Annotated in this window: 14 protein-coding genes; 2 read left to right on the top strand and 12 right to left on the bottom strand. The window is 68.6% G+C overall.

Annotation, left to right across the window (positions count from 1 at the left end):
* Positions 1 to 83: 83 nt before the first annotated feature.
* From SK803_RS29030 to ald, 3 genes are read right to left on the bottom strand one after another with little or no spacing between them, the layout of a single operon-like run.
* Positions 84 to 413: an ArsR/SmtB family transcription factor gene (locus SK803_RS29030; protein ID WP_319969305.1), complete on the bottom strand. Its 330-nt coding sequence runs from the start codon at positions 411 to 413 to the stop codon at positions 84 to 86.
* Positions 414 to 437: 24 nt separating this feature from the next.
* Positions 438 to 1,313 (bottom strand): site-specific tyrosine recombinase XerD, encoded by an 876-nt coding sequence (gene xerD, locus SK803_RS29025; RefSeq protein ID WP_455032250.1) that lies wholly within the window; start codon positions 1,311 to 1,313, stop codon positions 438 to 440.
* An 8-nt stretch (positions 1,314 to 1,321) separates the two neighbouring features.
* Positions 1,322 to 2,392, bottom strand: a complete 1,071-nt coding sequence (gene ald / locus SK803_RS29020; RefSeq protein ID WP_319969304.1) for an alanine dehydrogenase — start codon at positions 2,390 to 2,392, stop codon at positions 1,322 to 1,324.
* A 53-nt stretch (positions 2,393 to 2,445) separates the two neighbouring features.
* On the opposite strand from ald, the gene SK803_RS29015 reads away from it, so the two are divergent.
* Positions 2,446 to 3,075: an NINE protein gene (locus tag SK803_RS29015; protein ID WP_319969303.1), complete on the top strand. Its 630-nt coding sequence runs from the start codon at positions 2,446 to 2,448 to the stop codon at positions 3,073 to 3,075.
* Here the strand turns inward: SK803_RS29015 and SK803_RS29010 are convergent.
* The 3 genes from SK803_RS29010 to SK803_RS29000 are packed head-to-tail and all read right to left on the bottom strand — an operon-like array spanning position 3,072 to position 5,794.
* Positions 3,072 to 3,467: a DUF2752 domain-containing protein gene (locus SK803_RS29010; protein WP_319969302.1), complete on the bottom strand. Its 396-nt coding sequence runs from the start codon at positions 3,465 to 3,467 to the stop codon at positions 3,072 to 3,074. The genes SK803_RS29015 and SK803_RS29010 overlap by 4 nt on opposite strands.
* Before the next feature lie 9 nt (positions 3,468 to 3,476).
* Positions 3,477 to 4,109 (bottom strand): NUDIX hydrolase, encoded by a 633-nt coding sequence (locus tag SK803_RS29005; protein WP_319969301.1) that lies wholly within the window; start codon positions 4,107 to 4,109, stop codon positions 3,477 to 3,479.
* A complete protein-coding gene (locus SK803_RS29000; RefSeq protein ID WP_406601594.1) occupies positions 4,106 to 5,794 on the bottom strand; it encodes a CTP synthase in 1,689 nt (562 codons plus the stop codon). Before SK803_RS29000 ends, SK803_RS29005 begins: the two co-directional genes overlap by 4 nt.
* A 178-nt stretch (positions 5,795 to 5,972) precedes the next feature.
* Here SK803_RS29000 and SK803_RS28995 point away from each other — a divergent pair, with 178 nt between their 5' ends.
* Entirely contained in the window at positions 5,973 to 6,656 is a 684-nt protein-coding gene (locus SK803_RS28995; RefSeq protein ID WP_319969299.1) for a hypothetical protein, read from the top strand.
* Here SK803_RS28995 and SK803_RS28990 read toward each other — a convergent pair.
* The 6 genes from SK803_RS28990 to SK803_RS28965 form a co-directional block, all read right to left on the bottom strand.
* Positions 6,653 to 7,591, bottom strand: coding sequence for a copper transporter (locus SK803_RS28990; RefSeq protein WP_319969298.1), 939 nt, complete (start codon positions 7,589 to 7,591; stop codon positions 6,653 to 6,655). The two genes, SK803_RS28995 and SK803_RS28990, sit on opposite strands and share 4 nt — an antisense overlap.
* Positions 7,588 to 8,772: a putative cytokinetic ring protein SteA gene (gene steA / locus SK803_RS28985; RefSeq protein ID WP_319969297.1), complete on the bottom strand. Its 1,185-nt coding sequence runs from the start codon at positions 8,770 to 8,772 to the stop codon at positions 7,588 to 7,590. The genes SK803_RS28990 and steA overlap by 4 nt, the downstream gene beginning before the upstream one ends.
* 62 nt (positions 8,773 to 8,834) lie before the next feature.
* A complete protein-coding gene (locus tag SK803_RS28980; RefSeq protein WP_319969296.1) occupies positions 8,835 to 9,272 on the bottom strand; it encodes a hypothetical protein in 438 nt (145 codons plus the stop codon).
* Positions 9,269 to 9,703, bottom strand: a complete 435-nt coding sequence (locus SK803_RS28975; protein ID WP_319969295.1) for a hypothetical protein — start codon at positions 9,701 to 9,703, stop codon at positions 9,269 to 9,271. The genes SK803_RS28980 and SK803_RS28975 overlap by 4 nt, the downstream gene beginning before the upstream one ends.
* The gene (locus SK803_RS28970) at positions 9,700 to 10,305 is read right to left on the bottom strand and encodes a hypothetical protein (RefSeq protein WP_319969294.1); all 606 of its coding nucleotides are present in this window, start codon (positions 10,303 to 10,305) and stop codon (positions 9,700 to 9,702) included. The genes SK803_RS28975 and SK803_RS28970 overlap by 4 nt, the downstream gene beginning before the upstream one ends.
* Positions 10,298 to 10,876 (bottom strand): hypothetical protein, encoded by a 579-nt coding sequence (locus SK803_RS28965; protein WP_319969293.1) that lies wholly within the window; start codon positions 10,874 to 10,876, stop codon positions 10,298 to 10,300. Before SK803_RS28965 ends, SK803_RS28970 begins: the two co-directional genes overlap by 8 nt.
* Between the last annotated feature and the right edge of the window lie 238 nt (positions 10,877 to 11,114).

Here is an 11,114-nt window from a genome sequence, read left to right as displayed (position 1 = left end):
GCTCGTAGTCGTCTCTCCGGGCGCAGCCTAGGCCGCACCCGTGCGAGCGGCAACGCGCCTCGCCGGTGTTTGTCAAGACTTTGTTAGGCCAGAACATCCGCTCGTGTACGTCGATCAGCGGCGGAAAGGACCACGTCGAGAAGGCCTGGGAAGAGAAGGTCCAGGTCGTCCCGGCGCAGTGACACCCAGCGTTGGTTGCCGCGGCAGCGTGTTCGGGTGATGCCAGCTTCGCGCAACACGCGCAGGTGCTGGGAAAGGGTCGACTTCGCTACGTCAACCTCGAAAGCCCCGCACAGCCTCTCCCCGCTCGACTGGATCTGGCGCACGACCGCGAGCCTCGTCGGGTCGCTCAGCGCGTGCAGCACAGCGGCTAGATCAATGGCCTGTGGGGACGGCTCGTCCAAGTTCGGCACCTGACCACCGTACCCGTGGAAGCCTCATGTTCCAGTGGCTCGAGGGTGAGCAGTTGCGTAGACCTCCCTCAAAGTCGTAACGGTTACCAGTGTGTACACCTGAGTGGTCGTAACCGATGCGTGCCCGAGGAGTTCCTGAACCACCCGAACGTCAGCACCCCCTTCCAACAGATGGGTGGCGAACGAATGCCGCAACGTGTGTGGAGACACCACGGCGGTGATTCCGGCGTCCTCCGCGGCGGTCTTCAGAACGGTCCACGCGCTCTGCCGGGAAAGCCGTCCACCGCGTGCATTCAAGAACAATGCAGGCGTCCCACGCCCCTTGGCCGCCAACGCCGGACGCGCACGCACCAGGTACGCGTCGACAGCGGCCAACGCCGGCCGTCCCACCGGGACAAGCCGTTGCTTGCCACCCTTTCCGTCCAGCAGCACGGTGCGCTCACCTGCATCGATGTCATCGATGTCCAGCCCGACGACCTCGGAGATGCGCGCACCCGTCGAGTACAGCAACTCCAGCAACGCCTTGTCCCGCAGGTTCACGACGGTGTCGAGCAACGTCAGAACATCATTGACGGGCAATGCTTTCGGCAGCCTCTTGGGCGGTGACGGCGGGTGCACGGCGCGCGCGACGTCATGTGGCACCACGCCTTCACGATGCGCGAAGCGATGCAATCCCCGCACTGCGACCAACGTCCGTGCAGCTGACGACGCCGCGAGCCCACTTTCCCGCAACACAGCCAGGAACTCGCTCACGTGCAACTCGGTCACGGCGCCCAGATCCGTCACGCCGACGGATTCCAGGTGCTCGGAGTATCTGCGCAGATCACGGGTGTAGGAGTCGAGAGTGTTGCGGGCCGTGCCGCGTTCCACGGCAAGGTGGTCGAGATAGCTCGCCACCAGTTCTGGGATCACGCCAGCCCTTCCAGCACAATCTCTCCATCGCGCGCGTTGACGCCCTTCGCCAGCGCGAGATCTTCCATCACAGCACGTTCGAAACCCTTGTCAGCCAACGCGATGACGTACGGCAAAGTCACGTTCGTCAGTGCGTACGTCGATGTGTTCGGTACCGCACCAGGCATGTTGGCGACGCAGTAGAACACGGAGTCGTGCACTCGGTACGTCGGATCGTCGTGCGTAGTCGGCCGAGTGTTTTCGAAACATCCACCTTGGTCAACGGCGATGTCGACCAGCACGCTTCCGGACCGCATCTGGGACACCAGATCGTCGCTGACGAGCTTCGGCGCCTTCGCTCCCGGCACCAGCACCGCGCCGATCACCAGATCGGCCCAGCGGCAGGCCTTCTCGACCTCATAAGCGTTCGACGCGATCGTCTGAAGGTGCCCGCGGTAGGTGAAGTCGATCTGCCGCAACCGGTTGACGTTCTTGTCCAGCACGACCACCTCGGCCTGCATGCCGACGGCCATCGTCGCCGCGTTCATCCCCGCCACGCCCGCGCCGATCACCGCGACCTTGCCCGCCGCGACTCCGGGCGCACCACCCAGCAGCACTCCGCGACCGCCCTGCGCCCGTTCCAGGCAGTGCGCGCCCACCTGGGCCGCCATCCGCCCGGCGATCTCGCTCATCGGCGCCAGCAACGGCAGCGACCCGTCCGGCAGCTGCACGGTCTCGTAGGCGATGGCGGTGATGCCGGCGTCCGCGATCGCCTTGGTGCACTCCGGGCTCGCCGCCAGGTGCAGGTACGTGAAGAGCACCTGATCCCGGCGCATCCGGTGGTACTCGGGCTCGATCGGCTCCTTGACCTTCAGCACCAGGTCCGCGAGACCCCACACCTCGTCGGCCGTCGCGGCGATGCGCGCGCCCGCCGCCGTGTACTCGTGGTCGGGGAACGACGAGCCCGCCCCGGCGTCGTGCTCGATGACGACCTCGTGCCCGCGGCGCACCAGCTCGACCACACCCGCGGGCGTGATCGCGACGCGGTACTCGTGGTTCTTGATCTCCTTTGGGACACCGACCAGCATCGTCGCAGCGTATTCCCGATATCGATCTCCTGCATCGGATAACGTGCTGAGCCGTGTCAGAAGCATTCGGGCCAGAACAGCAGCGCATCGGCAACCAGCAGCGCGAAGAGGCGATCACCGCGCTCAACGACCACTTCGCGCTGGCACGGCTCGACATCTCCGAATACCAGGAGCGGGTGAACCGCGCGTCCGTCGCGCAGACCTACGTCGAGCTGGCAGAGCTGTTCCGCGACCTCCCGCAGCCGCACCCGCCGTTCCTCGCGCCGCCATCGGTGCCGTTCGCCGCCGTGCCCCCGCCGCCACCGGGTTTCGCGCCCCAGCCCACGCAGCCGTACTACCCGCCGCCCACCGGCCCGCAGCCGCAGTACGCCCCGCCGCCGCCTCCCGGCTTCCCGCCGCACGGCGCGGTTCCTCCCGGCATGGGCTACGCGAACCCCGCCGCCCCGTACGGCTTCGACCCGATCACCGGCGTGCCGCTGTCGGACAAGTCGAAGATCGCCGCGGGCGTGCTCCAGCTGTTCCTGGGCAACCTGGGCATCGGCCGCTTCTACACCGGCCACGTCGGCATCGCCGTCGCCCAGCTGCTGACCTGCGGTGGTTGCGGCATCTGGTCGTTGATCGACGGGATCATCATCCTGGTCAACGGCGGCACGGACGCGGAAGGCCGCAAGCTCCGCGACTAGATCCCCGCGAGGTTTCGCCCCACGCCCCACACAGCGGCAACGACGAGAACGGCGACACCGACCGACTTCGGCACGGATCGCCGTTCGCCAGTCCAACGATCTTTCGTCCAACGCCCGAACAGCCACACGGCCAGAGGCACGCCCAACGCGAGCAGCACAGCGTTGTAGTGGAACGCGCTGACGACATCGCCGTGCAGCAACGCGTGCACCATGCGCGTGGCACCGCAGCCGGGGCAGTCGAGCCCGGTGAGCCAGTTGAACGGGCACTTCGGCAGCAGGTTGCCCGGCTTGTTCGGGTCGACGAACAGCAACAGCACCGCACCGGCGCCACCCAGCGCGAGAACGGCAAAGGGTGCCTTCAGTCGTGCGAAGGCACCCTTCAACGTCTGCATCAGCCCAACTTACTTCTTGCGCGCGGCGAACCGGGTCGGCTTGTCGCGAAACGGTGCGTCGGCCGGACGCGGCTCAGCGCGTCCCTCCAGCACCTCACGCGCCGCGATCAGCCCGGCGACCGCCGAGGAGTTCACGATCTCGCCCGAGAACACCATCCGCACGGCCTCGTCGAGCGGGAAGCGGTGGATCTCCAGATCCGCCTCCTCCTCGCCCTGCACCTCACGATCCACTTCGGACAGGTCGCGCGCCAGGAACACGCGCACGACCTCGTCGGTGAAACCGGGTGACGCGGCCTCGTCGACCAGCGTGTCCCAGCGTGCCGCGTCGAGCCCGACCTCCTCGGCCAGCTCCCGGCGCGCGCCGACGACCGGCTCCTCCGCGTCGTGGTCGAGCAGCCCGGCCGGCAGCTCCCAGAGGTGCCTGCCGAGCGCGTGCCGGTACTGGTGGATCAGCACGACCTCGCCCGCGTCGTCGACGGCCACGACCGCGACCGCGCCCATGTGCTCGACGATCTCGCGCTTGGCCGTGCCGCCACCGGGCATCTCGACCTCGTCGATCCGCAGCGCGACCACACGTCCGACGTGCACGTCCTCGCTGGAGACCGTGCGGAAGTCGTGCCTGGACGTCCCAGAAGACGTCACTGTGACGCTCCCGCGGCCGTCTTCAAAGGGAGGCGGTCAGCCACCCGGTACTCGATCGCGGCCTTCACGAACGCCGCGAACAGCGGGTGCGGCTTCGTGGGACGCGACTTGAGCTCCGGGTGCGCCTGCGTGCCCGCGTAGAACGGGTGCACGTCCGACGGCAGCTCGACGAACTCGACCAGGCGGCCGTCCGGCGAGAGGCCGGAGAACACCAGACCGGCCTCGGTGAGCTTGCCCCGGTGCGCGTTGTTGACCTCGTAGCGGTGGCGGTGCCGCTCGGACACCTCGGTCGCGCCGTACGCCTGAGCGACGACCGACCCCGGCGTGAGCTTGGCGATGTACGCGCCGAGGCGCATCGTGCCGCCCATGTCGCGCTGACCGGCCACGACGTCCTGCTGGTCGGCCATCGTGGAGATGACCGGCGTGCCGCCCTCTTCGAACTCGCTGGAGTTCGCGTCCTCGATGCCCGCGAGGTTGCGCGCGGCCTCGATCACCATGCACTGCAGGCCGAGGCACAGGCCCAGCGTCGGCACACCCCGCGTGCGGCTGTACTTCAGCGCGCCGAGCTTGCCCTCGATGCCGCGCACGCCGAACCCGCCGGGGATCAGCACCCCGTCCATGCCCGACAACGCCCGTGCCGCGCCCTCCGGCGTCTGACACTCGTCCGACGGCACCCACTTGATCTCGACCTTGGCGTGGTGCGCGAAACCGCCCGCACGCAGCGCCTCGGTGACCGACAGGTAGGCGTCCGGCAGGTCGACGTACTTGCCGACCAGCGCGATCTTCACCGTCTCCGACGGGTTGTGCACCCGGTCCAGCAGGTCGCCCCACACCGTCCAGTCGACGTCGCGGAACGGCAGGTCGAGGCGGCGCACCACGTACGCGTCGAGGCCCTCGGCGTGCAGGACCTTCGGGATGTCGTAGATCGACGGCGCGTCCACGGCCGCGACGACGGCGTCGGTGTCGACGTCGCACATCAGGCCGATCTTGCGCTTGAGCGCGTCCGGGATCTCCCGGTCCGCGCGGCACACGATCGCGTCCGGCTGGATGCCGATGTTCCGCAGCGCCGCGACGGAGTGCTGCGTCGGCTTGGTCTTCAGCTCGCCGCTCGGCGCCAGGTACGGCACCAGGCTGACGTGCAGGAAGAAGACGTTGTCGCGGCCGACGTCGTGGCGGACCTGGCGGCACGCCTCGAGGAACGGCAGCGACTCGATGTCACCGACGGTGCCGCCGACCTCGGTGATGACCACGTCCGGGGTGACGCCGTCGGCGTCCGGCTCGGCCATCGCCCTGATGCGGCGCTTGATCTCGTCGGTGATGTGCGGGATGACCTGGACCGTGTCGCCCAGGTACTCACCACGCCGCTCCTTGGCGATGACCTCGGAGTACACCTGGCCGGTGGTGACGTTCGCGTCGCCGCTCAGATCCCGCGCGAGGAACCGCTCGTAGTGGCCGATGTCGAGGTCCGTCTCGGCACCGTCGTCGGTCACGAAGACCTCGCCGTGCTGGAACGGGTTCATCGTGCCGGGGTCCACGTTCAGGTACGGGTCGAGCTTCTGCATCGTTACCCGCAGGCCGCGCGAAGTGAGCAACTGGCCGAGGCTGGAGGCGGTGAGCCCCTTGCCCAAGGAGGACGCGACGCCCCCCGTGACGAAGACGTGCTTGGTCGTACGTGCCTGCTGCACCAACGGGGCTCCCGTGAAAATCGTGGGGGCCGAATCCCCCTATCCACGGGCCATAACGCTAACACGCCGACGGTCACTCAGCGCACCACGACCCGGCAGATCACATCACCCGATCGGCGCAGTGAGGGGTTTCCCCGATCCGCGCCCGGCACGGGCCGGCATCAGGAATGGTTGTCACGTGACCTTCGACGTGGCAGGCGAGGCCGCCAGAGCCGTGCTCGACCGCTCCGCGGCGTGGCGTTTCATCGAGGGATTCGCCGCCGGGTGGGCGGAGCCGATCGAGGCGCGGGACGGCTGGAACCGGGCCGATCTCGCGGCCACCGAGGACCAGCTCGGCGTGCGGCTGCCGGAGTCGGTGAAGGAGGCGCTGTCGTTGTTCGGCAAGCGCCCCGACCTCACCAGCAACCAGGACCGCCTGCTCACCCCGTCGGAACTGCGCCTCGACGGCGACGTCCTGGTGTTCCGCGACGAGAACCAGTCGGTCGCCGCCTGGGGAACGACGTTCGCCGGGGACGACCCCGAGGTCCTGATCAAGCTCGACCTGCTGAACAAGGCGGAGGAGCACTGGGACCGGTGGCTGCCCAGGTTCTCGGTCGCCTGCGTGGAGATGGTGCTGTCGGAGGCGTTGTTCCGCGACGGGGCCGAGACAGCGGACAGGGAGACGTCCGAGGCGGACATCTCCCTGCTCCAGGACAACTTCGCGCTGTTGCCGCTGCGCAGTCCCGGCACCCGCTGGTTCGTCGCGGACGACGTGATCGTGCGCGAGGACGACGGCCAGTGGCTGTGGGCCCGCGCCCGCACGCCGGAAGCGTTGGAGCTGCTGGTCGAACAGCTCCCCGGCGACTGGACGACGGACTACTAGCCGGCGGTGCCCGGCGACGACGCCTCGGCGTTGCCGGCCACGCCGTAACGACCGGAGCGGCCCTCCAGCTGTTCGCGCAACGCCATCACCGAGACGACCTGACCGGCCGGGGTGTCGGAGTTGTCCACCGTGGACAGGATGGACGTCGCGTTGGTGTCCGCGCGGACCACACCGATCGCGCCGGTGCCGTTCGCCGACCCGTTCGCCCCGGCCAGCACGACGCCCGCACCGGCCCGGTCGAGCTGGGTGGCGAAGCGCGCGATGGTGGAGGCGCGGTCGGCGGCCGAGTCACCGATCGCGGCGCCGCCGGTCAGCACGATCGCGAGCTGCGCGGGCTTCACGCCCGAGGTCGCCTTCACGAACCCGGCGTTGGACAGCCCGGAGAGCGCGGAGGCCGCCTCGTCCGCGGTGGCCTGCGGCTCGTTGTTGGACGGGTTGAGCAGCAGCAACGTCCCGAACAGACCACCCGCGCGGGTGCCGGGGTCAGCGGCCGTGGGCAGCTGCGAACCCGCGGGCTGCAGCCGTGCCACCAGGTCGCGCAGCTGGTCGCCGCGGGACGGGTCGGCGAACGCGTCGGTCAGCTGGATCTCGCCGGTGACGGTGGCGCCGGCGGACTTCAGCAGACCCGACAGCGCGTCCCGATCGGACGGACGCGCGTCCGACGTGGTCACCAGCACGACCGTGCGTTCGGTGAGCCGGTCCTTGACCGCGAGCGGCCCGACGGACGCGGCGAACTTGTCCGCCTCGGTCAGCTTGGCGTTCAACGCGTTGCGGTCGTTCTGCAGGTCGTTCACCTGCTGTGCCAACGAGTTCTTCTCGTCGCTCAACCCGGACAACAGCCGCCCGCTGATCGCGGTCGACCCCAGCACGACACCGACCGCCAGCGCGAGGAACACGGCGGTGATCGAAACTATGTGGTAGCGCAGCGTGATCACGAGAAGAACCCCCTGAACCAGTTGACGACGGATTGCCAGCCGTCGACCACGATGTCGACGTAGACGTGACCGACGCCGGACACCGCGAGGGCCGCCGCCATGGCAGCGATCGCGGCGGTCACCAGCAGAACGATCACGCCCAACGAGACCCGGCTGCGGTGCAACGTCGCGACGGCCTCCCCGTCGACGAGCTTGCTGCCGAGCTTGAGCCGGGTGAGGAACGTGGAGGGGTTGGAACCGGAGTGCCCGCGGTCGAGGAACTCGCGCAGCGTCGCCCGCAGTCCCACCGTGACGACCAGCGACGCCCCGTGCGCCTCGGCGAGCAGCAACGCGAGGTCCTCCGCGTTGCCCGACGCGGGGAACGTCACCGCGCCGATGCCGAGGTCCTGGATCCGCTGCAGACCTGGCGCGTGGCCGTCGGTCTGCGCGGGCACGACCACCTCGGCGGCCGCGCGCAGTGACGCGGTGCCGATGCCGTCGGGGTCGCCGACGATGATGTCCGGCTTGTACCCGGCGTCGTGCAGCGTGTCCGCGCCGGTGTCGACGCCGATCAGCACCGGCCGGTACTCGCGGATGTACTTGCGGAGCTTGCGCAGCTCCTCGGCGTGCGACGGCCCGCCCGCGACGACGAGCACCTGCCGGTCGCGCATCGGCACGTACACCTCGGGCACGCCGACACCGTCGAGCACCAACGCGCGTTCGCGGCGCAGGAACTCGATGGTGTTGGCGGAGAAGGCTTCCAGCTGCGCCGACATGCCGGCCTTCGCCTCGATCATCGCGTCGGCGATGCTTTCGGCGTTCTGCTCGATCCCCTTGGCGAGCTCGCGTTCCCCGGCGTACACGACACCTTCGTGCAGCCGGATCTTCGTGCCTTCCTTGATCTCCCGCAGCGCGACGGCGCCGACGTTGTCGATCAGCGGAATGCCGGCCTCGATCAGCAGTTCCGGGCCGAGGTTGGGAAAGCGGCCGGAAATCGACGGCGAGGCGTTCACGACGCCCACCACCTCGGCCGAGACAAGCGCTTCCGCGGTCCGCCGGTCGAGGTCGACGAGGTCGAAAACGGCGACGTCACCGGGACTGACGCGCCGCACCAGGTCGCCTACGCGCCGATCAACCCGCGCGACGCCCGTGACACCGGGAAGTTCGTGGTTGGTACGGCTCAGCAGCCCGGAAAGCTTCATGCGCCGATAGTGACCCACGGTGCGCACGCGACAGGTGAGGCACGCCGGGCATTTCTCGCTGGTCAGTCGTCGGGGTGAACTACTACGGCTCCAAACGCGAGAACCACCGCGGCTATCAGCACCCAGATCCCGTTGCCGAAGCCCGCTTCCAGGCCCGGATCGATGGCGATGTTGCCCGCCTTGTGAAAGCTGATCGCGTTCAGCAAATACACGAACAACATTCCGGTGACTCCGGCGAGCGCCGCCGCTCCGGCGAAAGCGACTTTCCGCCACCGGATGCCGGCGAGGATCACCGCGGCGGCCACGACGGTGGGAACGCCGAAGAGCGGGCCGTGCTCGTCTTTCGTGCCACCGAAGTGCGTGGCCCAGCCCGTGGTGACGTAGGCGGTCTGCGGCTGGTCGGGGGCCAGGCGGATCAGCAGTTCCGAGAGCGGCAGGAACGTCGCCGCGACCGCTGCCGCGGCGGCGACGGCCAGGAGCGCAGCGCTGAGAAGCTTCACGCCACCGCCTCCCGCTGCACCGCGATGGCACCGACGAGGGCGGTCAGCGTGCCGATCACGAGGAACACGAGCCCGAACCCGATCGCGAAGTCGCCCTGCTGCTCGATCGCGTGACCGCGTTCCGACACCAGGAGCGCCGTGGTGATGCCGACGGCGCCCAGTTGCGCCGCGGCTCCGGCCAGCGCGGCCCGGTCGATCCAGATCCCGGCGACGAGCAGCGCGGCCGTGACGGCGACGGGCAGGCCGTACCAGGGCGAGAGATCACCCGCGGGCCAGTCGCCAGGCTTGTTCACGACCTCCGTACCCCACGCCCGGACCACGACCTCGACGCCACCGGCGTACGCGGTCGAGTACCACGGCAACACCATCGCCGTAGCGGTCAGCACCACCCCGGCCGCGATCAACGCCACCGCCGTCGGTCTTCCGATCACCGCGTCTCCTGCTGCTCTTCACCGGGGATGGCAATGCCGAACGGCGGTGTGTCGTCATCGCTGTCCAGCTGATGCACGACCACCGCTTCTTTGTCGACTTCGTCTGGTTCCTCAGCCTGTCGCTTCCGTTGGGCCAGCACAGCACCAACGAGCCCAATCACCGCCGCCACCGCCAACAGGTACGTGCCGCCGAGAAAACTCAGCTCAGGTCGCTGCCCGTCCTCCACCGGCCACGCGGCCATGACTTCCTTCTCGCGCCGCACCTGAAGCACGTACAGGAACACGATCCCCGCCAGCGCACCCGCGGCCCCCATCGCCACGGGCGACCCGACGAACGACGTCCGCTCCCTCACGACGAGCACCGCCGCGACCACCATGCACAAAGCGGCGATGATCACCGGCCACCCAGCGGCGTTGTACGCGTCCTGTTCCGGGCCGTGCGGCGGTTCCGAGATCACGATCCACAACGTGGTGGTCAACCGCTGATCAGGCCCGCCGTACCCCGGATAATACGTGCGATAGGTGGGCTGAAAGCTCCCTGCCGCCGCCAGCCCCGCCCCCAGCACCAGCAGGACCGGCGCGATCTTCCGACGATCAATCACTCTTCGGCTCCACAACAACCGGAAATCCATAAGGCGGCGTATCACTGTCGTCCGCCTCAACCTGGTGAATCACCGCACCGTCCCCCTCCGGCTCCGGCTCGCGCCGCGGCAACTCCTGATGCAACACCGCCGACACCACAGCAACCCCGGCCGCGACGACCAGCAAGGTGATCCCCTGCCCTTGCTCCACGTCGAACGGCACCGGCGCCTCAAGCAGCGCGAGCTTCTTCACAACCCCCTGCACACTGCCAACGGCAGACCAGGCAACCCCAGCCAGCAACCCAGCCCCGAGCAACGACCCCACCCGCGCCGCAGGCACCCGAAACGCCAGCACGGCGGACAACGCCATCACCAACGCCGCCCCCACAGCAGCCTCGCCGTACTCAATCGGCCCGAGCAACAGGGCCCCACGAAAGTCATCCCGCTCAACCACCCAAGAAGTGGCCTCGAACCGCAACGTCCGCCCCTGCAACTCAGCCTGCACGGCATAAGCAGCCAAAAACGACGCCGCCACCGCCAACCCAGCCGCGACGAACACCAGCACCGCCCCGAACACCCGGCGCGTGGTCACAGATCCGGTCCACCTTCCACCGCACCACCGTGTGCGTCCGCTGACCGGCACTCGGCCACGCCCCCATCATGCCGAACCTGGCCACGAACAGCGCCTTGACCATCCGCGAAGCCAAAGGCAAGCAACGACGGCGAAGCCGAGCCGACCCAAAGGCGAAGCCGAGGCGTCCTTAGCTTGAAACAGCGCTCCGGGCGGGTCCCCGTCACGAGTCGTGCCTCAGCACTTGCTGCAACCAGGC

The sequence above is a fragment of the Lentzea miocenica genome (genome assembly GCF_033949945.1).
Lineage (GTDB): Bacteria > Actinomycetota > Actinomycetes > Mycobacteriales > Pseudonocardiaceae > Lentzea > Lentzea miocenica.
Note: the sequence above shows the minus strand (reverse complement) of the source record. Positions and strands in the feature narration are given on the sequence as shown.